This window comes from Candidatus Hydrogenedentota bacterium (assembly GCA_016791475.1).
GTDB lineage: Bacteria > Hydrogenedentota > Hydrogenedentia > Hydrogenedentales > JAEUWI01 > JAEUWI01.
This window is the reverse complement of record JAEUWI010000014.1, coordinates 68,311-93,402: the sequence shown is the minus strand read 5'-3', so window position 1 is coordinate 93,402 and position 25,092 is coordinate 68,311. Positions and strand designations below refer to the sequence as shown.

At 61.3% G+C, this 25,092-nt stretch carries 21 protein-coding genes and 1 riboswitch; of the genes, 15 read left to right on the top strand and 6 right to left on the bottom strand.

Going from position 1 to position 25,092, the window contains the following annotated elements:
* The first annotated feature begins 138 nt into the window (after nt 1-138).
* Nucleotides 139-1,746, top strand: a complete 1,608-nt coding sequence (locus tag JNK74_09730) for a peptide chain release factor 3 (protein MBL7646453.1) — start codon at nt 139-141, stop codon at nt 1,744-1,746.
* A gap of 10 nt (nt 1,747-1,756) precedes the next feature.
* Here the strand turns inward: JNK74_09730 and JNK74_09725 are convergent, their stop codons facing one another.
* Nucleotides 1,757-2,983 carry a tetratricopeptide repeat protein gene (locus JNK74_09725; protein MBL7646452.1) on the bottom strand — a complete coding sequence of 409 codons (1,227 nt, stop codon included), beginning with the start codon at nt 2,981-2,983 and terminating at the stop codon, nt 1,757-1,759.
* A 46-nt stretch (nt 2,984-3,029) separates the two neighbouring features.
* A complete protein-coding gene (locus JNK74_09720) occupies nt 3,030-4,451 on the bottom strand; it encodes an ATP-binding protein (GenBank protein MBL7646451.1) in 1,422 nt (473 codons plus the stop codon).
* 223 nt (nt 4,452-4,674) lie between these two features.
* Between JNK74_09720 and JNK74_09715 the strand changes: the two genes are divergently transcribed.
* Entirely contained in the window at nt 4,675-5,328 is a 654-nt protein-coding gene (locus tag JNK74_09715; GenBank protein ID MBL7646450.1) for a hypothetical protein, read from the top strand.
* 7 nt (nt 5,329-5,335) lie between these two features.
* On the opposite strand, the gene JNK74_09710 is transcribed toward JNK74_09715, so the two are convergent.
* Both JNK74_09710 and JNK74_09705 read right to left on the bottom strand, forming a co-directional pair.
* Nucleotides 5,336-7,366 carry a putative Ig domain-containing protein gene (locus tag JNK74_09710; protein ID MBL7646449.1) on the bottom strand — a complete coding sequence of 677 codons (2,031 nt, stop codon included), beginning with the start codon at nt 7,364-7,366 and terminating at the stop codon, nt 5,336-5,338.
* Nucleotides 7,367-7,383: 17 nt separating this feature from the next.
* Nucleotides 7,384-8,103 (bottom strand): phytanoyl-CoA dioxygenase family protein, encoded by a 720-nt coding sequence (locus tag JNK74_09705; protein ID MBL7646448.1) that lies wholly within the window; start codon nt 8,101-8,103, stop codon nt 7,384-7,386.
* Nucleotides 8,104-8,601: 498 nt separating this feature from the next.
* A riboswitch (FMN riboswitch) is annotated at nt 8,602-8,720 on the top strand.
* 134 nt (nt 8,721-8,854) lie between these two features.
* Here JNK74_09705 and ribD point away from each other — a divergent pair.
* The 7 genes from ribD to JNK74_09670 are packed head-to-tail and all read left to right on the top strand — an operon-like array spanning nt 8,855 to nt 13,840.
* Nucleotides 8,855-9,937: a bifunctional diaminohydroxyphosphoribosylaminopyrimidine deaminase/5-amino-6-(5-phosphoribosylamino)uracil reductase RibD gene (gene ribD / locus JNK74_09700; protein ID MBL7646447.1), complete on the top strand. Its 1,083-nt coding sequence runs from the start codon at nt 8,855-8,857 to the stop codon at nt 9,935-9,937.
* A gap of 22 nt (nt 9,938-9,959) precedes the next feature.
* Nucleotides 9,960-10,595, top strand: a complete 636-nt coding sequence (locus JNK74_09695; GenBank protein ID MBL7646446.1) for a riboflavin synthase — start codon at nt 9,960-9,962, stop codon at nt 10,593-10,595.
* Nucleotides 10,595-11,788, top strand: a complete 1,194-nt coding sequence (locus JNK74_09690) for a bifunctional 3,4-dihydroxy-2-butanone-4-phosphate synthase/GTP cyclohydrolase II (GenBank protein ID MBL7646445.1) — start codon at nt 10,595-10,597, stop codon at nt 11,786-11,788. Before JNK74_09695 ends, JNK74_09690 begins: the two co-directional genes overlap by 1 nt.
* Nucleotides 11,789-11,843: 55 nt before the next feature.
* Nucleotides 11,844-12,089, top strand: coding sequence for a hypothetical protein (locus tag JNK74_09685; GenBank protein MBL7646444.1), 246 nt, complete (start codon nt 11,844-11,846; stop codon nt 12,087-12,089).
* Between the two features lie 30 nt (nt 12,090-12,119).
* Nucleotides 12,120-12,593 carry a 6,7-dimethyl-8-ribityllumazine synthase gene (ribE, locus tag JNK74_09680; protein ID MBL7646443.1) on the top strand — a complete coding sequence of 158 codons (474 nt, stop codon included), beginning with the start codon at nt 12,120-12,122 and terminating at the stop codon, nt 12,591-12,593.
* The gene (gene nusB, locus JNK74_09675; GenBank protein MBL7646442.1) at nt 12,586-13,011 is read left to right on the top strand and encodes a transcription antitermination factor NusB; all 426 of its coding nucleotides are present in this window, start codon (nt 12,586-12,588) and stop codon (nt 13,009-13,011) included. The genes ribE and nusB overlap by 8 nt, the downstream gene beginning before the upstream one ends.
* A 7-nt stretch (nt 13,012-13,018) precedes the next feature.
* Nucleotides 13,019-13,840: a PHP domain-containing protein gene (locus JNK74_09670; GenBank protein ID MBL7646441.1), complete on the top strand. Its 822-nt coding sequence runs from the start codon at nt 13,019-13,021 to the stop codon at nt 13,838-13,840.
* 33 nt (nt 13,841-13,873) lie between these two features.
* Here the strand turns inward: JNK74_09670 and JNK74_09665 are convergent, their stop codons facing one another.
* The gene (locus tag JNK74_09665) at nt 13,874-18,610 is read right to left on the bottom strand and encodes a hypothetical protein (protein ID MBL7646440.1); all 4,737 of its coding nucleotides are present in this window, start codon (nt 18,608-18,610) and stop codon (nt 13,874-13,876) included.
* A 131-nt stretch (nt 18,611-18,741) separates the two neighbouring features.
* On the opposite strand from JNK74_09665, the gene JNK74_09660 reads away from it, so the two are divergent.
* Both JNK74_09660 and JNK74_09655 read left to right on the top strand, forming a co-directional pair.
* The gene (locus JNK74_09660; protein ID MBL7646439.1) at nt 18,742-20,271 is read left to right on the top strand and encodes an HDOD domain-containing protein; all 1,530 of its coding nucleotides are present in this window, start codon (nt 18,742-18,744) and stop codon (nt 20,269-20,271) included.
* 33 nt (nt 20,272-20,304) lie between these two features.
* Complete coding sequence (locus JNK74_09655) at nt 20,305-20,541, top strand: Nif11-like leader peptide family natural product precursor (GenBank protein ID MBL7646438.1); 237 nt, start codon at nt 20,305-20,307, stop codon at nt 20,539-20,541.
* 6 nt (nt 20,542-20,547) lie between these two features.
* Here the strand turns inward: JNK74_09655 and JNK74_09650 are convergent, their stop codons facing one another.
* The gene (locus JNK74_09650; protein MBL7646437.1) at nt 20,548-21,282 is read right to left on the bottom strand and encodes an SPASM domain-containing protein; all 735 of its coding nucleotides are present in this window, start codon (nt 21,280-21,282) and stop codon (nt 20,548-20,550) included.
* Between the two features lie 661 nt (nt 21,283-21,943).
* Here JNK74_09650 and pilM point away from each other — a divergent pair.
* The 4 genes from pilM to JNK74_09630 are packed head-to-tail and all read left to right on the top strand — an operon-like array spanning nt 21,944 to nt 25,092.
* Complete coding sequence (gene pilM / locus JNK74_09645; protein MBL7646436.1) at nt 21,944-23,257, top strand: type IV pilus assembly protein PilM; 1,314 nt, start codon at nt 21,944-21,946, stop codon at nt 23,255-23,257.
* Complete coding sequence (locus tag JNK74_09640; protein MBL7646435.1) at nt 23,254-23,925, top strand: hypothetical protein; 672 nt, start codon at nt 23,254-23,256, stop codon at nt 23,923-23,925. Before pilM ends, JNK74_09640 begins: the two co-directional genes overlap by 4 nt.
* Complete coding sequence (gene pilO, locus JNK74_09635; GenBank protein ID MBL7646434.1) at nt 23,925-24,518, top strand: type 4a pilus biogenesis protein PilO; 594 nt, start codon at nt 23,925-23,927, stop codon at nt 24,516-24,518. The genes JNK74_09640 and pilO overlap by 1 nt, the downstream gene beginning before the upstream one ends.
* Nucleotides 24,502-25,092, top strand: a complete 591-nt coding sequence (locus JNK74_09630) for a hypothetical protein (protein MBL7646433.1) — start codon at nt 24,502-24,504, stop codon at nt 25,090-25,092. Before pilO ends, JNK74_09630 begins: the two co-directional genes overlap by 17 nt.

Sequence of the window (25,092 nt, the reverse complement as noted above, 5' to 3'; positions counted from 1 at the left end):
GGTGGCACCCACAGTCGGTCAGTTAAAGCCGAAACATTTTGTTAGTGGCTTGCGATCTCTTCCGACAGTAAGCACTCACCGTAATATTTATTCCCGAAACCCCCACCACCTGAGCGCCCCGCGCCCCGGAGATTCCCAATGGAAACCGCAACTACCGCCAGCCCACTGTCCCACGAAGTACTTCGGCGGCGGACCTTTGCGATTGTGTCCCACCCGGACGCGGGCAAGACGACCATCACGGAAAAGTTTCTGCTCTATGGTGGCGCGGTCCATTTGGCGGGTTCGGTAACGGCGCGAAAGAACCAGCGCGCTTCGACCTCCGACTGGCTTGAGCTGGAGCGCAAGCGCGGTATTTCCATCAGCTCGACCGTGCTTCAGTTTGATTATGAAGGCTATAAGGTCAACCTGCTGGACACACCGGGCCACCAGGACTTTTCGGAAGACACCTATCGCGTGCTTACGGCGGTGGATGCCGCCATCATGGTGATCGATGCGGGTAAAGGCATCGAGGCGCAGACCTTGAAACTCTTCGAGGTATGCAAACACCGGGGGGTGCCCATCTTCACCTTCATCAACAAGCTTGATCGCCCGACGCGCGAGCCTTTCGAGTTGCTCGACCAGATCGAGAAGACGCTCGGGATTGCGACCTATCCGGTCAACTGGCCGCTGGGAACGGGACCGGTTTTCAGGGGGGTATGGGACCGCCAGACCCAGACCGCGCACATTTTCGAGCGCACCACGGGCGGCGCACACCGCGCTCCGGTACATACCGGTGGTTTGGACGACCCCTTCATTCGCGAGCAACTCGACGCCAGGACTTATGCGACCGTCTGCGAGGAAGTGGAAACGCTGGAACTGGCCGGCACGGAATTTAACGATGACGACGTGCTTGCGGGCCGCACGACCCCGGTTTACTTCGGCAGCGCGCTGAACAACTTTGGCGTGCAGTTGCTTCTCGACGGCTTCCTCAAGCACTCATCGCCGCCCGCCCCACGGACGACGGTGTCGGGCCGCGAGGTGCCGCCGACCCATGGTGCTTTCTCCGGTTTCGTTTTCAAAATTCAGGCGAACATGGACCCGAACCATCGGGACCGTATCGCCTTTATCCGTATTGTGTCCGGCAAGTTTGAGCGGAACATGACCGTGACCCACGCCCGCACCGGCCGGAAAGTGCGCCTGGGCAATGCGAGCAAGATTTTCGGTGCGGAGCGGGAGACGGTGGACGAGGCCTATGCGGGGGACGTGGTGGGGATCGTTGGCAATGACCTCTTTGCGATCGGCGATACGCTGACGGAAGAGAACGCTCTGGTCTACGACGAGATTCCCTACTTCGCGCCCGAGTGCTTCGCCTATATCGAGAACACCCAGCCCGCCCAGGCCAAGCGTTTCCGCACGGGGTTAAGCCAGCTTCTGCTCGAAGGTGTGATGCAGGAGTATCGTATTCACGACTCCCTGCGGATGGCGCCTCTGCTTGCGGCGGCGGGCCCGCTTCAGTTTGAAATTGTGCAGTACCGGTTGCAGAGCGAGTACGGTGCTGAAACACGCCTGCAGAGCGCGCCCTGGACGCAGACCCGCTGGGTAAAGCCCGGCATCGATCTGGACAAGGTGGCGATTCCGCCGGGCGTGAAGCGGGCGCTGGATGGTCATGACCGCGCCGTGCTGCTCTTTGAAAACGCCTGGGGGCTGCGCTATTTCACGGACAAGAATCCGGAGATACCGCTGGACAATCTGCCCTTCGATTCCTGATGCGGCGATTTCAGTTTCGCGTAACGTAGTGGCCGATGCCCCAGATATATGCGATCCACAGAATCAGGGCGACGGCCGTGAGGTGCGGCGCCACGAAGATGCCCAGCAGGCCAAAGATGAGGATGGCGCCGGTCATGAACAGGCCGATGTTGCGTCCTTTGGGCGTGCCGGCATTCTGCGTGCCCACCAGGGGCAAGGTAATCATGACCAGCAATCCGCCCAGCGCCAGGGACTCAAAATGGTCTCGAAAGAGGCCAATGTTCACGCAGGCGAGTCCGGTTATAAGTACCCCGGCAAGCACGATGGCGTTCCGCTTTTCTCCCTGCGTCATGGCGAGGCGTCCGAAGGGATGGAAGAGTAGAAAGCAATTGGCCAGGCTCGCCCCGACCCAGGTGGCGTAGCAGAAGAGCAGATAGGCAATGACCAGGGGCGTCACATAGGGCTGGAGGCCGGGGTTGCTTTCGCCCACGGCCCGCACCAGGCGGTACAGCACGAAGAGTCCGATGATGATGCCGGTCTGGGCGGCCTGGGGGAGGCTGCCCATCTTGAAGAAGAAGGCGAGGAGCCATCGGTAGGCGAAGTTGCGCGCCTTGAGGGATTCGAGGGCGCCCTGGCGCGCCCATTCCAGTTCCGGCTCCAGCCGGAGGGCCTCCTTGAAGTGGCGAATGGCTTCCTTCGGTTCGCCCTGTCGCAGACAGCTCCACCCCTTGTTCGCAAAGGCGAAGGCGTTCTCGGGGTTGAGTCGCAGCGATTCGCTGACCAGGTGCTCCACGTCCTCGTGCTGGCCGAGCTGGTTTTTTGCGGCGGTCAGAATACCCCGGCACTGGGCGTGCTCCGGGTCGATGGCCAGGCCCAGCTCACACGCGGCAATGGCCTCGTGCCACTTCCGGGTCTGAAAGAGGATGGTCGCCTGGAGTCCATGATGGCTTGGGTTCATGGGGTCAAGCTGGATCGCCCGGCCGATGCACTCCAGGGCCAACTTCGGCTGTCCGAGACCTTCATGGACCAACGCCAGCACATAGTGGACGAAAGGCCATTCGGGGGCACTGCTGGCCGCGCGGCGTGCCGGTTCAAGGGCTTCCTTGTCGCGATCTTCCATGCGCAGACAATAAGCGAGAAAGGCATTGAAATAGGGCTGGTCCGGATCCTGGGCCAGACCCTGCATGATCATGGCCCGCGCCTCGGCAAAACGCCTTTGATCGAGGAGGAGTTCGACCCGCCGCATCACTGCTTCCATTCACGTGCCCTTTCCAGCGGGCGTTGCGCGCGCGGCGCAATGCCAATTACTTGATGTTGAGGTAAGCCTTGATGTCGTCGTAGACCCCGCCTTCATTGGCGAATGCGGCATAGTTGCGGGCAGTGGCGAGCCATTCCCGCGTGCTCGGGTTCTGTCGTTTGAGCGCGGCGAGGAGGTCGTTGGTGCGGATGGGCTCCGGTTTGCCGCTCTTCATAGCCTCGCGCAGCTTTTCTTCGACCGCCCGCTCCACAAGTCCGCGCAGGTCCGCGCCCGAAAAATCTTTGGTCTTTGCGGCGAGCTTGGCCAGATCCAGCTTCTCCACCGGTTTCTTGTCGAGGAAGATCTCCAGGATTTTCTCCCGCGCATCGGCGTCGGGCGGCGGCACGAAGATGATCTCGTCAAAGCGGCCGGGGCGTCGGAATGCGGGATCCAGATGCCAGGGGGCGTTGGTGGCCGCCAGTACGAGGACCCCTTCGTTGGACGCCTCGATGCCGTCAAATTCTGCGAGAAACTGGTTGATGGTGTGGCGGCCGGCGCTGTTTCGCATGTCACTGCGACTTGCCGCGAGGGCATCCACTTCGTCGAAGAAGAGCACACAGGGGGTGTGGGCCCGGGCATATTGAAAGACATTGTGCAACTGCTTCTCGCTATTGCCCATCCACATGTCGAGGATATCGTGAAGGCCAATGCTGATGAATTGGGCATTGATTTCGCCGGCCGTGGCTCGGGCCAGATGGGTCTTGCCGCATCCGGGAGGGCCGTACATGAGAATGCCACCGCCGGCCTTCTTGCCGTACATGGCATAGAGCTCCTGATTCGTGGCCGGCAGAATGATTTTCATTCGGATGTCTTCTTTGACCCGGTTCATGCCGCCGACCGCCTCGAATCCGTAGAGGGGCTTTTCGATGACGAGGCCGGGCAACTCGGGATCCCGCATGGGCGCACTGGCCGACGGGGTGGCGGGTGTGAGGTCAAAGGGCTTCGAAAACGCTTCCTCCACCCACTGTTGCCCCGAGGACGTGGTTGCCGCGCCCACCCGTCCCAGTGGCGGTGCTTCCTTTGGCGAAGATTCGAGCAGAGCATCCAGCGTTTCGTCGCGGAGCGTCGGGTTTAGTCGACGGGCTTCCCGATACGACGCGCCGGCCTCCGCCGGGTTTCCCGTCCGTTGGAGCAGCCTGGCGTGGAGAAGCCACGCTTCGCTGTGATTTCTGTCCGCGGCGAGTACATCCTCCACCAGCACGAGGCCCAGGCTCATTTTTCCAAGAAAGTGGTAGATTTGCGCCAGGATGAACTTGGAGCCGATGTCCTCCGCATCATGCTGCAGGGCAATTCGGGCGTGCTGTTCGGCCTCTTCATGGCGTCCCAGTTTGAGGAAGGTGTCTGAGACCAGCCGCCGCAGGGGCACGTTTTCCGGTGACACCTTGACGGACTCCAGCAGAGCCTGCAATTGAACTTCGAGTGGATCCACGTGAGTCCTCCTGTCTGCCACTTCCGGCGCCCGTGCGGGGCGCCGCGCGCACGAAAAGCGCCACCCCGCAGTCAGGGCATAACCGTAGCACTTCCAAGACTTTGGCCTCAAGCACGACCCGCCGGATGGATTTTGCGGTGGGCCCGCCTGTGTTATACTCTTGGAGAACAGGCCGGACCGGCAGCGGTCCTGGTGCCGCAGTTTCTACAATGGAATCATGAACATGGCCGGTATCGGCTCCATAGGCGCGGCGCCCGCGTTTCTTACGGGTGCGGCGTATACAAAGGCTTCTACATCCGGGAGAACGCCAGACAGCGCGTTGGGAACCAAGTCGGGCTTGGGGGAGACCAATTCCGCGGCCAACGCCACCACCACTCCCGATGAACCGGAGAAGTCCCGTAGCCCGGCTGCAACACGGGAACTCACGGAGGAGCAACTTCGCGAAGTTGAGGAACTCAAGCAGCGTGATCGGGAAGTGCGTAGTCACGAGCAGGCTCACGTGGCGGCGGCGGGCCGCTACGCCAACGGCGGCCCCCAGTTCGAGTTCACCACGGGGCCGGACGGCCGCCAGTATGCGACGGGGGGGCACGTAAACATTGATGTGGGGCCAGCCAACACACCCGAAGCCACCCTGACTAAGGCGCAAGTGATCCGTCGCGCCGCCCTGGCGCCCGCCGATCCTTCGGGCCAGGACCGGGCCGTGGCGGCCGCCGCGACGCAGCTTGAGCGAGACGCCCGCAAGCAAATACAGGAAGCGCGGCAGGCGGAGCTGGAGTCGGGAAGGGACGAGGGCGGCGCGCTCTCCAAGCGTGAACTGGCCCAGTATGTCGAGGCCGGCGGCGGTGGCGGTGTGGAAAAGCTCGACGTTCGGGCGTGAATTTGCGTCAATTCCGGAACACGATTCGCAGAATCGTGTCCACCGGATCCACCTTGAGTCTCCGCACATCCACCGTCAACGTTCCCCCCGCCTGGGTAAAGGGCACGCTTTCGCCACCGGGAACCAGCTCCACCGATTCGACGGCCGCGTCAAGCTTTACATCCAGTAATGATCGTTCGAAGAGCCCCCGCTTTCCCAGCGGATTGCTCAGGATATGCAAATACACATCGCCGGTTTTTGGCTGCCGGACGATGTAGCCCCAATCCACCGGGGCGCCAGCGAGGGGCATGGTGCCCAGAATCGACTCCCGCCGCGGCTCCAGCCAGTCCGCGATTGCCCGATGGAGCGCCATCGTGTCGTAGTCCGTTTCCAGCACCGGGGTCGTGTCCAGATCGATGGTGCGGGGCGCCTCCAGATTCGCCGGGTCCGCCAGCATGGAAACGATGACCTTGCACCATTCCAACGGGTCCATATAGCCCTTCCAGGGCAACCGCCACGCGTCGACCGGCATGAATTTGGGATTGTTGCCCAGCAGGGGCGAGGGCGGCCAGTGGCCCCAGTAGGAGTCGGTCTGGAAGGAGCCGTGCACCTGCAGAATGTCCAGATCGCCGCATTCGTAATCCCGCCCTCGGATGTCATTGTTCACCGTGATCAGGCAATTGGGATCGAGCGTTCGGATCAGGCTGTAGAGTGCGTCAAACTCCGCAGGTTGTTTCAATCCGTCAATCGAAAGATCAAACCACCACAGCACTGGTTCGTTCTGTCGCATGCACAGCTCAAGCGCTTCATGCATGCGCTCCGCGTGAGTCTTCGCGTCGGGCGATAGCTCGCGAAAATCGAAGAAATTCATGTACTGGGCGAACCGGATTCCAGCGTTGCGCAATCCGTCCCGGTAGGCCAGCATGGCCGGTGATCCGGAAATCGCCATCGCGCCATCGGGCTTGATGGTCCACCAGGAAAACATGGTATAGGCCTGCCAATAGTAGCCCTGGCGCTTCAAGAATTCGATCTGCTGATCGGCGTTTTCCACCGCCCAGTGTGTTTCGTCCGAACCGCCATGGTGACGCAGACTGCCCAGGCGGGTGCCCGTCTCCCACCACAACTCCGTCGGGCGCGGTTTAATCTCCAGCGTCAAATCGCGAGAGGCACGATTCGGTGGTTCGGCGCCGTCCGTTACGGTGATCGTCAATGGATGTGATCCGACGGAGCCGGTGCGGCCCCGCAGTTCGCCGTCGGCGGGATCCAGGGACAATCCCTCGGGCAATCCGGCGATCGCCCAGGTGTAAGGCGGCATACCCCCGCAGGCGAGCAGGCGCAAGGGGGACGCGCTCGGATTTTCGCCGGGAAACTTCCCGCTGGGATTGCGCACGTCGAGCCAGACATAGGGCTGATTGTTGTAGCCCGCTGGCAACGCGGGATTGAGAATTTCCAGTGAAGGAGTGGCCACGGGATTGTCGGGCGCGAACTCCAGGCCCTCAAGGGGCTGGCCTTCGTGGTCTGTCAGATTGAAATAGAATCCCCAGTTGCGTCGCCCATTCGTGACCTTCACGAGGACCGGATTCCAGCCCGCCGCCAGCGACACCGGTACCACCAGTTCATCGCGCAATGCCTGCCGTGACTCCGATTGCTCCAACACAACCTTGCCATTAAGCCAGACCGTCGCCTGATCGTTTGCGCTGAATCGAAGGGAGACCTCCTGCGTCGCGGGCGACCAGACATACGCCCCGCACCAGGCGAATTTCTGATCGCTTCCCCCGCCTGGACCGCCCTCGCGGCCCTCAAGAAAGAACGTGTAGAGGTCATTGTAGTCGTCGTAGTTCCGGCAGTAGAGGCGGTCATCAAAATAGCGCCACGTCGCCCCGCCAACTGTCGTGCCGAGCATCGGGGCCAACGTGGAGGCGTCGATTCCACCTTCGCCCATCTCGACCGGGAAAGGGCCAAGCACCGCCCACGTACAGACACGCCGGGCGGGTTCCTGGGCCATGGCCGGGAGCGTCATCATTAACAACATCGCGGCGACGTAGAAGAGGCGATTCATTGGAAGTTCCTTCTTCTCTACGACGGCGCGTGCAGGCGAGACCACAGCGGCCATTGCAGGGGGGCGTCCAGTTCCGTAGTGGCATACTCCACATGGAGTACGCGCCGCCGCTTCGGTACTCGTGCCTTGCTCGACCCGTGAACCAGCAAGGGACGCATTGCGAGCACATCACCCGCTCGCGCGGGGCAGATCACGGGCCGACCTTCCATGTGCATCATCCGCAGCTCTTCCGCCGAAATGCGACCCTGTAAATGACTTCCGGGCACCACCTCCAGCGCGCCATTTTCCGCAGGGCAATCGTCGAGGTGGATCCGCAGTGCCACGATCCCCTCCAAAACCCGCACCGGTGGCTGGACATGGGGGACGCCCGCCTTGATGGACCAGTGGGTGTAACCGGGAATGTCCACCTTTGCATGGACGGTAATGGTCATATCCTGATGCAGCGGCAGGGACCAGTTCGCCTCCGGGCGCTTATCGAAATAGGTGGCCTTCGTCGGGCGGGCACTATGGCCCGCCAGCAAGCGGGCAAGGTCCAGCAATGGAGGAGCGGAGGCGAATCTTAGCAGCTCGGGCTCCTCGGCAAAAATATCGCGCATGGCGAATGTTTTTCCCTGGCGGTTGTGATCGGCCCGCTCAAGTTCCAGTGCTTCCAAGAGTGTTGTGAGTCGTTTGAGAGCGTTCGGGTTGAGCACGTGTGGCGCAACGATGTAGCCCGCGCGATTGAAATCTTCCTGCATTCTGAAGGGGCTCCTGAATAATTCCGCATCCTATCGGAGCACGCGGGCACATCGCAAGGCGTGCGTATGGGTCTTATGGGTCTTATGGGTCTTATGGGTCTTATGGGTCTTATGGGTCTTATGGCCTCCAGCCTCCAGCCTCCAGCCTCCAGCCTCCAGCCTCCAGCTTCCAGGCTCCAGGCTCCAGGCTCCAGGCTCCAGGCTCCAGGCTCCAGCCTCCAGCCTCCAGCCTCCAGCCTTCAGCCTTCAGCCTTCAGCCTTCAGCCTTCAGCCTTCAGCCTTCAGCCTTCAGCCTTCAGCCTCCAGCCTCCAGCCTCCAGCCTCCAGCCTCCAGCCATCAGCCATCAGCCTTCAGCCTTCAGCCATCAGCCTTCAGCCTTCAGCCTTCAGCCTTCAGACTCCAGCCTCCAGCCTTCAGCCTCCAGACTCCCTTCAAAATCCCCCAATAATTGACCCCCTCGCCGACTGCTTGGTACAATACCGGTGTTCAACATAGGTCAAGACCTTCAGGGCATGGTGTAATTCCTGACCGGCGGTGACAGCCCGCGAGCGCTTCGGCGCAGATTCCGGTGAAATTCCGGGGCCGACGGTTAAAGTCCGGATGGAAGAAGGTCGGAGTATGCCGTGCCCGCCAAGAGCGGTGCGGTCAGGCTGCCGGTGCAGGCGTTTGCCTGCATGGGTGGCGTGGCCCCGTGCACGGCAGCATTCCGTCTGTCCATACCCTGTCGGCCCTTGGCTCGCAGGATTTTTTATGCCTTCTGATTCGGAATACATGCAGCGCGCCCTCGCCCTGGCGGCGAAGGGGCTCGGTCGTACGTCGCCGAATCCCATGGTGGGTTGTGTGGTGGTGGCGGGGCAGGAAATCGTCGGCGAAGGTTTCCACGAATATGCCGGGGGGCCCCATGCGGAGGTCAATGCGTTCCGGGACATACCCGCCGAGCGCCGGAAGGGGCTTACGGTCTATGTGACCCTGGAACCCTGTGCACACCACGGAAAAACCCCGCCGTGCCTGGATTTTTTGCTTCGGGAAGATCTGGCGCGGGTCGTGGTGGCGATGGAAGACCCGAACCCGCTGACCCGGGGCCGCAGCATTGCCCGACTTCGCGAGGCCGGTGTTTCAGTTGACGTGGGCTGTTGTGAGGCTGAAGCGCGCCGCCTGAATGAAGTCTTCATCAAATACATTACCACGGGACGTCCGTTTGTCATCGTGAAATGCGGCATGACTCTGGATGGGAAGATCGCTTCCCGCACCGGGCATTCCCGGTGGATCACCTGCGAGGCGGCCCGCACCCGTGTGCATGAAATCCGCAGCCAGGTGGACGGCATTCTTGTGGGCAGCCGCACCGTCATGCTGGACGATCCCAGCCTGACCTGTCGGCTGGTCAACGGCTTCGCCAAGGATCCGACCCGGATCATTCTCGACGCGGGGGAGTACCTCGACAGTAAAAGGCGCATATTCCAGTTGAACAGTGAGGCCCCCACCTGGGTGGCGGTCAGCGCGGACCACGATTATCCCGAGGCGGACGACGTCATCCGACTGCCGAAAGGCAACGGCGGTATCGACATGGCCGTTCTTATGGATGAACTGGGGAAGCGCGGCATTACGTCGCTTTTGATTGAGGGCGGCGGGACGACCCATGCCTCGGCCTTCAAGGCGGGCATTGTGGACAAGGTCATGTTCTTCGTTGCTCCCAAGATTCTGGGAGGGCGCGACGCCGTATCGCCGGTCGAGGGCGAGGGCTTCGCCACCATTGACGAGGCCATTCAACTGGACCACATGACCGCCACACCGGTCGGTCAGGACCTGTTGATAGAAGCCTACGTGCGGCCCTGAGCACGAGAAACGGAGTAGACGCGTGTTTACTGGAATCATAGAGGAAATTGGCAAGGTGGCCTCCCTGCGGGGTCCCGAGCTGGTCATTCAGTCGTCCCTGGTGGTGCAGGATCTTGCCGAGGGCGACAGCATCGCGGTCAATGGCGCCTGTCTCACGGCGGTGGCCTTCGATAAGAAGTCATTTCGCGTGCAGGTATCGCCGGAAACCTTCGAGAAAACTACCCTGGGCCGTCTCAAAGCCGGCGATAGGGTCAATCTGGAGCGGGCGATGACCCCGAGCCGTCGCTTCGGCGGCCATTTTGTCCAGGGGCATGTGGACGGCGTGGGGGAGGTAACGGGGGTGGACGATCAGGGGGAATTTCAGGTCTGGCATTTCCGCGCGCCCCGGCACGTGGCCCAGTACCTGATTCCGAAAGGTTCGGTGGCGGTTGACGGGATCAGCCTCACGGTCGTTAATCCTGTAGCGGATGTATTCAGCGTGGCGATTATTCCCGCCACCCTGGCGAAGACGGTACTGTCCACCCGCGCACCCGGGGACCCGGTGAACCTGGAGGCCGACATGATCGGCAAGCACATTTTTCATTTCATGCAGCAGGGCAAGAAGGAACCGATTTCGGTTGATTTCCTCAAGCGTCACGGTTTTGCCCAGGAGGCTTAATGCTCAGTTCCATACCCGAAATACTTGACGAGCTTCGCGCGGGACGCCAGATCATTCTGGTGGACGACGAAGATCGTGAAAACGAGGGCGACCTGGTTTTTGCGGCGGAGAAGGTAACGCCCGACCACATCAATTTCATGGCGCGTCACGGGCGCGGTCTTATTTGCATGCCCATGACGGCGGAGGCGCTGGAACGCCTTGAGTTGCCTCCCATGACGGTGAAGAACCGGGCGCCCCACAATACCGCCTTTCATGTTTCCTTCGAGGCCGCGTCGGGCATTTCCACCGGTATCAGCGCTTCGGATCGCGCCCGCAGCGTGGCTGCGGCCAGCGACCCCAACGCCACGGCGGCTGATCTGGTGCGTCCCGGCCATATGTTTCCCCTTTGCGCCCGGGAGGGCGGCGTTCTCGTCCGCGCTGGTCAGACGGAGGGTTCCATTGATTTGATGCGGCTTGCCGGCCTCCAGCCCGCCTCCGTCATCTGCGAGATAATGAATGAAGACGGCACGATGGCGCGCCTTCCCCAATTGAAGCTCTTCGCCCGGGAGCACGGCCTTAAGATCTGCACAATTCAGGAGCTGATCCGCTATCGTCAAGCCCAGGAGAAGCTGGTCCACCGCGCGGCCGACACCATTCTCCCAACCGAATTCGGCACGTTTCACCTGATTGTCTATGAGACGGAGATTGACGATCACGAGCACCTCGCGCTGGTTATGGGCGATGTGGCCAACGCCGACGCCCCCCTGGTCCGGGTTCACTCCGAATGCCTTACGGGCGACATATTCCATTCTCTGCGCTGCGACTGCGGTGACCAGTTGAACAAGGCCATGGCCATTATCGCCGAGGCCGGTTGCGGCGTGATCGTGTACATGCGCCAGGAGGGCCGGGGCATCGGCCTCGTGAACAAGATCAGGGCCTACCAGCTTCAGGATCAGGGGATGGACACGGTCGAAGCGAATATTCACCTGGGATTCGACCCCGATCCCCGTGAGTACGGCATCGGTGCTCAGATCCTGACCGACCTCGGGGTGCGCCGCATGCGCCTTCTCACGAATAACCCCGTGAAGCGCGCCGGCCTCGAAGGCTATGGCCTGGAGATTGCCGGCCGCGTGCCGCTGGAGATTCCGGCGAACAAGGTGAACGAAAAATATTTGAATACAAAGCGCGAAAAGATGGGCCATCTGTTAAAGTAGAGGTAGAGGCCTGCAAGGGCCGGATGGTAGAACGACTCAGGAAAGGGAAACGACCATGAGCAACACGGAAGAACACCACGGACTCGTATCGGTTCAGGCCTGCGCCTCTGACGAAGAAGCGAGCATCATCATCGCGTTTCTGGCGGAAAACGGGATCACGGCGAAGTTGGAGACGGACCTGCCCCACAGCATTCTGCCGGTCAGCGATGACTGCGATGTGTACGTGCATGAAGACGATGCCGCCGAAGCGATCCGGCTGATCGAAGAGCAACTGAAGCGCAGCGAAGGCGCCGCCGAGTAAACGGCGCACCCGCGCCCCGAGGAGTAGTCAATGCCCCAGGTTATAGAAGGAAATTTCCAGGCGTCCGGCAAGAAGGTGGCCCTGGTTGCCGGGCGCTTTAACGCCTTTATCACGAAGAATCTCGTCGATGGCGCGGTGGACACGCTGGTACGCCACGGGATTGACGACAGCGCGATTACGCTGGTGTGGGCTCCGGGCGCCTTCGAGATTCCCCTCGTGGTAAAGCGGGTCGCGGCCACCGGCGCCTACGACGCGATCATCGCCCTGGGCTGTGTCATTCGCGGCGGCACGCCCCACTTCGACTATGTGGCCGGCGAGGCGGCCAAGGGGATCGGCCAGCTTTCGCTCCAGTGCAACATACCGATTTTGTTTGGCGTGCTGACCACCGACAGTATCGAGCAAGCTATCGAGCGGGCCGGCACCAAGGCGGGCAACAAGGGCGCTGACGCCGCCATGGCCGCGCTGGAAATGATGAGCCTGATGGAGCAACTGGATCGTGGTTAATCCCCAGGCGAGACGGCGCGGTCGCGAGCGCGCCCTCCAGTTTCTTTTCAGCCTCGACTTCAATGGGCACACCTGTGACGAGAAGCTCGAAGATTTCTGGGTGATCAATCCGGTGAAGCCCGGCGCAAAGCAGTATGCCGAGATCCTCATCCGCGGGGTGTCCCGCCATCTGGAGGACCTGGACAACGAGATCGCCGCATCCCTGGACAACTGGACGCCTGATCGCATCGGCTATGTCGAACGCGCCGTGCTGCGTATCGCGCTCTACGAAATGCGTCACTGCGAAGACGTGCCCGATTCCGTGGCTATCAACGAGGCCCTGGAAGTGACCAAGATTTTTGGCACCGAGGATGCCCCGAAATTCATCAATGGCGTGCTGGACCGTTTGAAGCGCAAGTCCCAGACGCGTACCGCGTAAGCGCGCCGTGTCCTACGTCGATCTGCATCTGCACAGCCTCCATTCCGATGGATCCGACACGCCCTCGCATATCGTGGAGCGCGCCGTAGAAGCGGGCGCGGCGGCCATTGCACTGACGGATCACGATACCACCGCCGGCGTGGCGGAGGGGCGGGCCGCGGCGGCGGCGGCGGGGATAGGCTTCCTTTCAGGTACGGAAATCAGCACCCATTACAAGTTTCGAGAGATTCACGTGCTTGGGTTGGGAGTCGATGAGAACAACGACCCGCTGACAACCGCGCTGGAGGGACTCTGCGCATCCCGTCGCAACCGGGGCAACATCATCCTGGAGCGCCTGCGCGCGCTGGGTTTCGATCTGAACATTGAGGCGGATGCGGCCCACGCGCCCGAAGGGGCCTTCGGGCGCATGCATATTGCAAGGGCCATGACGGATGCGGGGCACGTGCGAAAACCGCAGGAGGCCTTCGACCGCTTCATGAATGCCGGCGGCCCGGCTTATGTGCCGAAGGAAACCATGCCCCTGGCCGATGCCGTGGACTTGATTCACGGCGCGGGTGGCTTGGCCTTTGTGGCCCACCCGGGCCTCGGAAAGACGACGCGGAAGCTGCTGCCCGAGCTGCTCGCGTTTTCCTTCGACGGGATCGAGGCGTACCATGTGAGCCACAGCCCCGGCCGTGTCGAAGAATTCATAGCCCTCGCGCGGGAGCGGGGTCTGCTCATTACCGGGGGCAGCGACTGCCACGGCACGATCAAAGGCAAGGCCCTGCTGGGCTCGGTTCGTACCCCCGTCCCGGTCTACGAGGCGATTTTGGACGCGCTGTCGCGTTAAGGTGAACCAGCATGCCGCGGTACGTTGCGCGGCCTACGGCATGACCTCACACTTCGGCAGACCCGCCTTCAAGCTGATAATACCCTCCTCCGTTACGCCCGACGTGGAATTGATGTAGAGCTTGGTAAGCGAGGGGAGTCCTTTAAAGAAATTGACACTCGCATTCGTCAGTTTCGTATAAGTCACGGCCACATCATAGAGATGCTGTTGCTGTGAGAAGTATTTGAGCCCTTCGTCGGTCAGGTTCGCCACATTGCGCAATTCGAGTGTGCGGAGGTGGCTGATGGCGGCCAGTTCGCGGATGCCGGCGTCGGTCAAATCGGATTCCTGTACTTCGAGGTAGAGCAGGCCCGTGAGGCGACCGACATGGACCATATCGTCATCGGTCACGTTCGGACCGTTAATGATGATGCCCTGGAGTGCATCGGGCTGCAGCGCGTCGAGGGGTGAAAGGTCGCTCACATCATAGCCCAGACGCAGCCGGGCCTCGATGCCTTTCGCGATAGTGATGTCACCCCGGGCATCGCCGCCCTCGCCCCATTCGCCCTGGCCGTCCTCGGTCCAGTTGCGTGTGAAGAGGGTGCCCATGCTCTGGGCCGGGAAGTTTAGTATACGGGCCTGGGGGGGCGTGTTCAGCGAGGCATAGCTGATGGCCTCCGGCGGCTTGTCCTCAATCACCAGATTGGGCAGCACCGCGTTGATGGCGGCCTTATTCTCTTCGCCGAGATTGGAATTGATGGAGAGCTGGCGGAGTTCGCTCATATATTTGAGGTGACTGAGATTTTCGTCGTTTACGATGAGCCGGGGCAGGGTCAGACTCCAGAAGTAGGTGGACTGGAGGGTTCGCAGGGCGGAAAGGTCCTGGGCGGCTTCTTCGGTCATGTCCAAGCGAAACACCTGATCCGCCGTGGCGCTTACTTCGCCCTGGGCTCCCTGCTCCACGGGGAGCCATTCCGCCTGATCGAAACTGGCCCGGGGCTTCACGTAGAGGGCGCCAAGAGAGTGCTCCGCGGGGAAACGCAACGTGATCGGCTTGGAAGAGGATTCCACCACCGTAACCGGTGGGCTGATGTATTTGAAGTAGACGAATACGCCCCCAACCGCCAGCAGGCCCGCCGCAATGACACCCAGAAGCACCGGGACGTTGGTGCTGCGCGTACGTTCTTTTGCCCGCGTCAGCATGAATTCCGTGCGCGCCAGGGTGTCGTCCTGTTCGTCCAGCGCCTTCCTCAGCGCGTCCACATCGGCGCGCGCCTTGTCCAGATTGGATAGTTGATTTTTCTCTTCCTGCTTGAGCAGTTCCAGCTCGCGGGCGAGGGCCTCCTGCGAGGCGTTGGCGTCGGATTTCTGCTTCTCCAGCATGGCCAGCTCTTCTTTGAGCCGGTCCGCCGCCGCCTGATTGCGCGCCCGTTCTTCGTTGGCCTTATCCGCCGCCGCGGTCTGCTCCGCCAACGTCTTCTGCAGGTTTTCAAGCTCGGTGCGCGCCTGGGCCAGCGCGCTGTTCTTCTCTTCCTCGTTGCGCCGGAGTTGGTCCAGTTCGGTGGCCAGTTCCGTTTCGGATGAAGCCGCTTCCTGCGCCTTGGATTGAAGCGCTTTCAACTCATCCTGGAGCTGTTGCATTTGCTCCTGGCTGGCCACGTCGCTATCGGCGGCCTTCTGTATATCCTGTTCGCGCTGGGCCAGGGCCTTGCGGAGGTCTTCCACTTCCTTGCGCGCGTCTTCGAGGGCCTGGGATTTCTGCGACTCGTTCTGGCGGAGTTGTTCGAGTTCGCCCGCCAGCGCTTCTTCGGAGGACGAGGCCTGGGTGGCCCGCGCCTGCAAGGCCGCCAGTTCCCGCTGCATCGCCGCGACGAGGGCTTCCTGCTCCGCATTGCTGGCCTTGGCCTCTTCCGCCGCTTTTTCTCGAGCCAGGAGGTCTTCGCGCAGCGAAACCAACTCCTGCCGCGCATCGTCCAGCGCCTTGTTCTTGCTCGATTCACTCGCGCGCAACGCTTCGAGTTCGCTCGTCAGGCTCTCCTCTGAGGTGGACGCCTGCGCCGCCGCGTTCCGCAGCCCTTCCAGCTCCCGCTGCATCGCCAGCACCAGCGCCTCCTGCTCCGCATTTGCCGCTTTCGCTTCTTCCGCCGCCCGCTCGCGCTTCTCCAGGGCATCGCGAAGGGAATCCAACTCGCCGCGGGCGTCGTCCAGCGCTTTGTTCTTGCTCGATTCGCTGTCCCGAAGTTTCTCCAGTTCCGCCGTCAGGCTTGCCTCCGAAGACGAGGCCTGGCTCGCACGGGCCTGCAGCGCGGCCAGTTCCTGTTGCATTTCCTGAAGGCGCGCCTCCTGCTCGCCACTGAGCCGCGCCGCCTCCGCCATCGCATGCTCGCGATCACCCAACTGGCCCCGCAGTGCTTCCAACTCCGCACGCGCGTCATCCAGGGTCTTGGTCTTTTCCGCCTCGCTCGCCCGCAGGGTTTCCAGTTCGCCCGCCAGCTCCGTTTCCGACTGAGACGCCGCCTGGGCCGCTTCATGCAGCTTCGCCAACTCCCGCTGCATCTCCGCCACCTGCGCCTCGTGCTCCGCGCTCGCCTTCTTCGCCGCCTCCACCGCCGCCTCGCGGTCATTCAACTGACTTCTGAGGGTGTCCAGTTCGCTCCGGGCGCCTTCCAGTGATTGGGACTTGCTCGACCCGTCGGCCCGCAATTGTTCCAGTTCCTGGGCCAGCGTCCGTTCCGACTCCGCCTGATCTTGCACCTTGCTGTGCAGGCCAACCAACTCGTTGCGAAGGGCCTCCAGCGCCTCTTCGCTCAAACTGCTGCGGTTGACCGCATCCTGCATTTCGGCTTCGCGCCGGGCCAAATCCGCCTTCAGGGCATCGAGGTCGCCACGGGTTTTTTCGAGATAATCGGTCTTTTCGGCTTCCTTGGCGCGTAAGTTTTCCAACTCGCGGGCCAGAGCCTGTTCCGAAGCCGCCGCCGCTTCCGCCTGTCCTTGAATGTTGGACAATTCGCCATGAAGCGCCTTGATCGCCTCTTCTTTCTCCCGGCTGCTCGCCTCCGCCTGGGCGATGGCCACTTCGCGTTCGTCCAACGTGCCCTGCAATTGCGTCAACTCGCGGCGCGCCAATTCCAGCGCTTCGGTCTTGCTCCGCTCGTTGGTGCGCAATTGCTCCAATTCCGCCTGCAAGGCCTGCTCCGAACTCGACGCCTGCAACGCCTGTTCCTGGATCGCCGCCAATTCCCTGTTCAAGGAGGCAATCGCGGCCTCGCTCTCCCGGCTTCGCGCCTCCGCCTCCGCCACGGCGCCCTCGCGCTCGTCCAGCGTTGTCCGCAAGTGGGCCAGTTCGCCTCGGGCCGTTTCCAGCGCCTGCGCCGCCGCGCGACCGCTGTCGCGCAGTTGCTCCAATTCCACCTGCAGCGCGCGCTCCGATTCGGAAGCTTCCGCCGCCCGATCCTGGATCGTCGCCAGTTCCTTCTGCAGCGACGCCATCGCCTCCTCGCTCTGGCGGCTTCGCGCCTCCGCCTCCGCCACCGCGCCTTCCCGATCCTTCAAATTCGCCTGAAGGTTAACGAGTTCATTGCGGGCCTGCTCCAACGCCTCGGACTTGCTCCGCTCATTGAGGCGCAATTGCTCCAGTTCCGCCTGCAGGGCCTGCTCGGAGGTCGACGCCTCGGCCGCCTGGCTTTGAATATTGGAAAGCTCTTTGTTGAGCGCGGCGATGGCGGCTTCGCTTTGTTTGCTCCGCGCTTCGGCCTCCGCGATGGCCGATTCCCGATCGGCCAGGTTTTCCTGGAGATTCACCAACTCGTTGCGCGCCTGTTCCAGCGCCTCGGACTTACTCTTTTCCGTGGCCCGCAGTTGCTCCAGCTCCTGGTGCAGCGCTTTCTCAGAGTCGGAAGCGCTTGCGGCGTTCTTCTGGATGCGCTCCATCTCCCCCTGAAGCTGCTGGATCGCCTGTTCACGCTCCGCGCTGATGCGTTCGGCTTCGGCGACGGCGCGCTCGCGATCCGTGAGTTTATCCTGCAGGGAGTTCAACGCGCCCCGGGCCTCGTTGAGTGCCGCCGCTTTGGCGGCCTCCTCCGCGCGCAGGCGTTCCACCTCGGCGTACAGTTCCTGCTCCGAAGCGGCGGCCGACTGGGCGTCGGCGCTCAGGGCACTCAACTGCGATTCGAGCTGGGCCATGCGCGCTTCTTTGGCTTCGGAATCCTCCACCACCTGGCGAATGGCCATTTCCCGCTCTTCCAACAGGAGACGCAGGTTCTCCAGCTCATTCTGGGATTTGTGGAGATCGTTGGACTTCTTGAGTTCCGCCTCGCGGAGGGCATCCAATTCCGCCTGAAGGGCCGACTCCGATTCGGAGACGCTGCCCGCCTGCGCTTTGAGGCGCTCCAGTTCTTTCTGGAGTTCCGCCACCGTGCCCCGCAACTGCGACTTGTCCAGGGCGTCGGCCAGTCGATTGTCGAGGCTGGTCTTCAGCGCCGCAATCTGGCCCTCCTGGGCGCTGGAAGCCTGCTCCAGCCGTTCGACCTGAGGATCGTCCAGAAACCCGGCCAGGGACTGGTATTGCTCGCGGCTTAGCCGGAGCTGCTGGAGGGCCGTATTGCACATCTCCAGCGCTTCATCTACCCGGCTCATGGCCGCAAGATTGCGCGCCCGAAGGTAGTAGACGGCGGGGCTGCCCGGCAATTCGTCGCCCAGAGACTCCACGAGGTCGAGCGATTCAGCATGTTTGCGCTCGCGAAAATGTTGACTGGACTCGAGAAACTTCTTTTCGAGGGCGTTGAGTTGCATGGCTCGCTCCGGATACGGGGTATTTCTCTTCTTATGCGAAGTAGTGTAACATATTATCTGGATTCGGTTGTCAACAGTTATGTTTTTGTATCCAGCGGTACAAAACGGGCAGCCTGAAGGAGAGTCGTTCAGTGGCCGATACCCCGGAACTCATGGTCCTCGCCTGCCAATGCGGGCAGAAAATGAAGGTCCCCGCAGACGCAATGGGGCGCACCTTCAAGTGCGTCCGCTGTGCCGCCCACGTCAAGGCCGCCGAGGAAAACACCCGTCCACTCCCCGGCGTGCAACCGGCCCCCGCGCCTTCCGCGCCGGCATCGGCCTCGGCGCCCGAGCGGAGCGCCCCGACCGCGCCGTCCCGTCCGTCCACGCCGCCGCCGCCCAGCGAGACCCCCGATCCGCCCCGGGCACAGGAGCCCATCGGCCAGCTCTTGATCGAGGCGGGACTGATCACCGAGAGCCAGCTCAACGATGCCCTATCCAAACAGCAGACGGACGGCGGAAAGACCTTCGAAATTCTACTGGCGCTCGGCCACCTTGACAAAGACCAGCTCCACGCTTTCCTTTCGCGCCAGCCGGGCATCGCGGCAATCGACCTTTCCCGCTGCAATATCAGCCCGGAACTGATCAAGCTGGTGCCGAAAAAACTGGCAATTGAGAACCTCGTGTTGCCCATCGACCAGCTCGGCAAGCTGCTCACGGTGGCGATGGCCTGTCCGCTGGACACGGCGACCATCGGCGTACTCGAGCGCGCCACGGGGCTAAAAGTGAAGGCCATGCTGTGCAAGCTCGAGGATATCCACTCGGCGGTGCAAAAGTATTACCCCGAGCGCAAACAGTTCGACCTTACGCCTTCCGCCTTTGACAATCTTCCCGGAGCCGCGGCCCCGAAAGAGAAGGTGGAGGACAAGCTGAAGAAGTGGAACGGCATGCTGCTTTCAGCCGAGCAGATCAAGACGATAGCGGAGAAGATCGCGCCGGAAGAGGTGAGCCTGGATCTGGTGGCGGCCCTGGCCCTCAATGAGCCGGCCCTGGGCGCGACCCTGTTGCGCTTTGCCAATAGTGAACTTTACAGCATGCGCGGGCAGGTAGACAGCGTGCCCATGGCCGTGGCCGTGCTGGGCAAGCCCGCAATCGAGCGGATTCTGGCGAAGTGCCTGGAGCCCGCCGATCCCCGGGGACTCGCCGTGATAGCCCCCTGGATGGATATCTGTCGCCGCACGGGCCAGATTGCCCAGGAGCTTGCCCGGGAGTGCAAGGTGGTGGGGCCCCATGCGGCCTACAGCCTTGGCCTGCTGGCCGATCTCGGTCGCATTGCCCTGGCCATGGTGTCCCCCCTCCAGTACAAGCGCATCAAGCCCCAGTTGTACGGGGAACAACTCGTCCAGGCGGAGCAACGCTTCTTTACGATGACCCATTGCGAGGCGGCGGCCGCGATCGCAACCGAATGGCACTATCCGCCGTCCATCGTTCGCGCCCTGCAGTTCTACCTCTCGCCGACCGATGCGAAGGAATCCCAGCAACTGGCGAGCCTCCTCAGGCTCGCTTCCGGATTGGCGAATATGGACGGCGCCGACACGGACAAACAAATGGCGGCCTTTGGCGCGTCTCTTCAGGAGCTGGGAATATCCCCCGCGGTGCTGGCCCGAATCTCAAAAGGATGAGCGCGGCGGTTCGCGCAACGCAGGAGTAGTCCGATGTCCATATCCGAGGCACTTTCCTTTATCGCGGCGGTTGGAGAATCGCCCGTGTTGCAGGAACAGATCAACCAGTTGCGCGGCAGGGACGTGCTGGAGCGGCTTGTGGAATTGGGCCGCGAGCGGGGTTTCGATTTCAGCGTGGACGAATACCGGGACGCCGTGGTGTCTATGGCCGACGGCGAATTGTCGGACGAGTCACTGGAAGAGGTATTGCGGGAGACGGGCCTGAAGTAGCCGGTCTTACTTGTGGCAGAGATGCTTGGCAACCAGCGGTGGGCAACCGCTGCAGCGGGTATGGGCCTCGGGATCGGTTGACGCAACGGAGTGGGGCAACTGGGGGTTGTGCATGATGGCGTCCAGGCTTCCGTCCAGCACGGAGCCCAGGAAGAAGTCTCTTTCGCCGGAGACCATGCCGCAGGTATAAAGCCGACCTCGGGAATCGACAAAAATCATGCGATGGGGATATTCGCAGGTTTCGCCGTCGGTCGCGCTGGGCGCGGGGTTGGCGCTGCAAACACGCACCCCCTCGTCAAGGAGATCCGAGAAGTCGTCCACACGTTCCGGATCCACGAGCAGGAACGTGGACGCGGGGGGGAGTTCCCGAAGCAGTTGCCGCTCGTGGGTGCTGATTTGTCCGGCGCGGGTATGGAGGCAGACCACCATGCCGTGGGTACTGTGGGCCCAACGGCAGAGCTCGACGATTTCGGTTCGCTCGCCACACAGCGACCCGAGTGTGACCACCAGCCAGTTCACACCCAGCGAGGCCGCCTCATCCACAATGTTGAGCCATTCGTCGCTCGTGAGGGTGGGCGCGCCTTCCACCGGTTCGGTCTGAAGCCAGAGGTAAAACACATCGCCACCGGTTCGTGCCTCGGCCGCCTGGGTGCACTTGGAAAGCCCCTGCCTGATCCTGCGGCCCAGAAGAAAGAACTCCAGGGGGTCGGTTTCAGAAGAATGCTCTGCAAGAGGGCTCACGCGGCCGGGATCTCCAAGTATGGGGGCAATTGGGACGCTATTGTAATAGACCTGCGGTCAGGTTTCAACGGGAGGGCCCAAATGACCAAAACACGTTTAACTGACAGAGAAAACATCATCCGCGCCTCTTTTAATTCCAGCGTGCGAGGATTTTTTCCCACAGACACTGTTGTTCAACGCCCCGGCATGCTATAATGCCAGCGGTTTGGTTGGTGCGGGCCTCTCGGGGACGTCGGAACACGATTTCCCCCGTTGGCCAACACCGCAGGGCACACACCATTTTTTCCCCGCCCCGTGTGCGCACCGGCATGAAGCGCCGCACCTTTCGCATTGAACCGGGTGTTCGATATTTGAGTAGCCAACGCCAGGCCTCACTTGTTCAGTGGAAGGCGAAGGGCTATCGTGAGAATGCCCCCCTATTGAGGGAAAGGTTTGACGCGCTCGATTGCCGGGCTACCCGGGCGGGGATTTTACCGCCCCAGGGGCCATTTCAGGCCGCCTTCGGGCGGTTTTCTTTTTTCTCGCAGTAAATACTTGACAAACTAGCGAGGACTGCGTAAACTAAATACGCAGGCCCGATAAAGGGGTTGCGCGCAGTCAATTAAATACCCCAGTAGTGGGTGCGAAGTGGTATGTGGGTCCGAAGAGGAGCTAGGGTGTATTGCTGTTCTTTAAAGCAAAAAAATCGATAGGCCTCGATATTGGCACCCATTCCGTGAAGGCAGTGCAGATGTCGCGACGCGGCGGGCGCCTGTGCATTGACGAAGTGGGCTACGCGTTAATCGACCGGAATCAGGTGAACGCCGATCCCATCGTGGCCCACGCGGTTGCCGTCAATGAGGCCCTTTCCACGATGAATATGAAATCGAGCCAGATCGTGGGCGCCTTGCCGGGTCAAACCGTAGTTATTCGCTATCCCCGTTATGCCGAAGCAAACCGGGATCAGCTTGCGGCGATCGTTTCGCGCGAAGCGGGCCAGAATATCCCCTATGACCTCAATGAAGTGTCGCTGGACTGGACCCTTCTGGACGAGGTCGAAGAAGCCGGGCAGCGCCAGCTCAAGGTGCTTCTTGTGGCGGCCAAGCACGAAATCATCGATTCGCGCGTTCAGATCATGAACGCCAGCGAACTGGAATATTCCATCCTGGGCGTGGATTCGCTGGCGCTGGCCGATGCGGCCGAAGCCTGCGACTTCTTGCGCGTGGGGGAGACCGTGGCGCTCGTCAATATCGGCCTCACCTCCGCCAGTATTCACTTCGTGAAAGATGGGGTTTCCAACTTTATTCGCGATGTAAACTGGGGTGCCCGTGAACTGGTGCATTCCATCGCCAAAGAAATTCGGTGCGACTATGAAGAGGCGGAACGCCGCCTGCAGGAGTTTCTTTCCAAGGGGCCCGCACCGGTGCCGCCCGCCATGCCCGTCGCCGCGCCGCCGGTCATCGAAAATCTGGAAAGCACCCTGAGCGACACCGCGGAATCGATACAGACCCCGGACTCGCTCAGTGATTTTGGCGACGATCCCTTCGGCATTGCCGAAGAGGTTGCCCCTCCGAAAAAAGCAGCCGCGCCCCTGGGTGGAGGCTCCCTGCTTGATCCGCTGGACGATGAGTTTGGCGGAATTACTTCCGCGGCGCCCATGGGCATGGCCGAAGAAGTGGAGCCGGACATGCACGACATCGTAGCGGGTTCGCTCAACCGGATGGTCTCGGAAATACGCCGTTCCTTTGACTACTATGAGCATCAGTTGTACGAGCGCCCCGTGGATCGTCTGATCGTGAGCGGCGGTATCGCGCATTCCAACATAGTTTGCAACATTCTCCTGGAAGAGCTGGGTGTGGAATCGGTTGATATCGCAAATCCGCTTTCCAGCGCATTGATGGCGGGAGACGAGATGTCGATGGGCAAGATGACCGAACAGCCCGCTCAGTTCATGGTGGCCGTGGGTCTCGCGGCGCGTGGGATGGCCGACCTATGATTATTATCAACCTGCTACCACCGGAATTGCGGCCGATCAAGCGGACGCCGCTGCCCCACATACTCAGTGTGGCGGTCCTGCTGGCCGCGCTCGCGGGCATGGCCTACATGTTCATCTCCGTCACGGGAAGAATAGGGCAGGCCCAGGAAGATCTGGCGAAGGCGAATGAAGAGCTCGACGGGCTGCGCAAGTGGGTGGAGGAATACAACGCCCTCAGCGAAAAGAAAGAGCAGCTCGAAGCCAAGATCGGCGTAATCCAGGAAATTCTCAGCAACCGCATAATCTGGTCCGAACAGCTTCACCGCCTCGCGGAATTGACGCCCGACAATTTCTGGTACAAGCGGATCCGCGAAACCTCCAAGACCGTCCGTGTCGAACGGGTCGAGCTCGACCCCAAGACGGGCAAGGAAGTCGTCGACAAGGATGGCAAGCCCAAGATCGTCAAGGAGAACGTGAAGCGCCCGGTGTTTGAGATTTCCGGCTATGTGATCAACAACGAGCAGGGTTCCAGCCGGATCAATCCCTTGACCTACAACACCACGCAGGATGAAGCATTCAGCAAGATCTTCACCCTGGAGTCGCCCAACATCACGGACGCCGAATACAATGGCTACGCCGTGCGCGGGTTCGCACTCGAATACAACATCAATACGGGAGACGAGCTCTGATGCTGGACTTCTTCAAAGGGACCGTTACCGCAAAAGACTGGGCCTTCGTCGGCGCGGTGCTCGGGATAACAGGCTTGCTTTGCGCCGGCTTCTATTTTGGCGTGTACAAGTCCCAGCAGGCCAAGCTCGTGACCGCCCAGGAGACCCTGGCCGAGACCGTCAGCGAGCTGAAAGAGGCCCGTACGATTCGGGCCAAGTTCGACGAATTCAAGCAGGAAGCCGACAAGGCGACGAAGCTGGTCGAAATGTTTGAAGATCGCCTTCCGGAAGAGCGCGAGATTCCCCGGCTGCTCGAACAATTCGAAAAGAAGGGCGACGACCTCGGTCTGACGGTGGAGTTGACCCAGCTTCCCTCCATGACCGACGCGAACAAGGAAACCATTCCCTACGAGATCATCGCCCGGGGCGATTTCCACGAGATCGTCCAGTTTATCAACCTGCTGGAGCGCGATCAGCGGTACCTGAAGGTCTCCAATCTTGATATCGGCGAAGAGATCGCCGGCATCTCCGAGGCCACCTTCCAACTCAGTACTTTTCGGTTTATTCAACGTACAGATACTGCGAGCGTAGCGTCCAATGAACCAGGAAAATAAGAAACAAGTCATCATAGCAGGGGCCCTCGGGGTCGTCCTGGTCGCCGTGCTGGTGTATCAGTTTCTGATTGCCGGTGGACCCGCTCCGCCGCCCAAAGCGGCGGGCGGTAATGCGCAGGCAAGCGCCAAAGCCGCCCCGGAAGGCGGAAAAGGCGCGGCCCCCAAGGGCGGAGCCAAGGCGGATGACAAAGTGGCCTCCGCCGAGGGTCCGACCCGCCTCAAGAAGGTCGACGTGGATCTGGACGCCCTCCTGCAGAACATCAACGTGGTAACCTTCGTCTACGATAACGAAAAGATCAATCGCAATCCCATGACCCCCCTGGTCGGCCGGGTCATTGCACCCACCACGATGGATGAGAAGGACAACCAGATGGTCAGTCCCGGCATCATCCGCAGTAAATCGGTCAGCGGCATAATTTACAACGAGTTCAACCCCGTCGCCATCGTTGACGACGAGGTTATCACGGAAGGATATCAGTATCCGGATGGTGTCGTCGTGACCCAGATTGAACCGAAACGGGTTTGGTTCCAATGGCGCGACACGCTGATTCCCGTAGAGCTGAAGGAGCTATAA

Excerpts from the sequence above, each read along its gene's own strand:
- JNK74_09730 (MBL7646453.1), top strand. The coding sequence starts at position 139 with ATGGAAACCGCAACTACCGCCAGCCCACTGTCCCACGAAGTACTTCGG.
- JNK74_09725 (MBL7646452.1), bottom strand. The coding sequence starts at position 2,983 with ATGGAAGCAGTGATGCGGCGGGTCGAACTCCTCCTCGATCAAAGGCGT.
- JNK74_09715 (MBL7646450.1), top strand. The coding sequence starts at position 4,675 with ATGGCCGGTATCGGCTCCATAGGCGCGGCGCCCGCGTTTCTTACGGGT.
- JNK74_09710 (MBL7646449.1), bottom strand. The coding sequence starts at position 7,366 with ATGAATCGCCTCTTCTACGTCGCCGCGATGTTGTTAATGATGACGCTC.
- JNK74_09705 (MBL7646448.1), bottom strand. The coding sequence starts at position 8,103 with ATGCAGGAAGATTTCAATCGCGCGGGCTACATCGTTGCGCCACACGTG.
- ribD (MBL7646447.1), top strand. The coding sequence starts at position 8,855 with ATGCCTTCTGATTCGGAATACATGCAGCGCGCCCTCGCCCTGGCGGCG.
- JNK74_09690 (MBL7646445.1), top strand. The coding sequence starts at position 10,595 with ATGCTCAGTTCCATACCCGAAATACTTGACGAGCTTCGCGCGGGACGC.
- JNK74_09685 (MBL7646444.1), top strand. The coding sequence starts at position 11,844 with ATGAGCAACACGGAAGAACACCACGGACTCGTATCGGTTCAGGCCTGC.
- ribE (MBL7646443.1), top strand. The coding sequence starts at position 12,120 with ATGCCCCAGGTTATAGAAGGAAATTTCCAGGCGTCCGGCAAGAAGGTG.
- JNK74_09665 (MBL7646440.1), bottom strand. The coding sequence starts at position 18,610 with ATGCAACTCAACGCCCTCGAAAAGAAGTTTCTCGAGTCCAGTCAACAT.
- JNK74_09655 (MBL7646438.1), top strand. The coding sequence starts at position 20,305 with ATGTCCATATCCGAGGCACTTTCCTTTATCGCGGCGGTTGGAGAATCG.
- JNK74_09640 (MBL7646435.1), top strand. The coding sequence starts at position 23,254 with ATGATTATTATCAACCTGCTACCACCGGAATTGCGGCCGATCAAGCGG.
- pilO (MBL7646434.1), top strand. The coding sequence starts at position 23,925 with ATGCTGGACTTCTTCAAAGGGACCGTTACCGCAAAAGACTGGGCCTTC.
- JNK74_09630 (MBL7646433.1), top strand. The coding sequence starts at position 24,502 with ATGAACCAGGAAAATAAGAAACAAGTCATCATAGCAGGGGCCCTCGGG.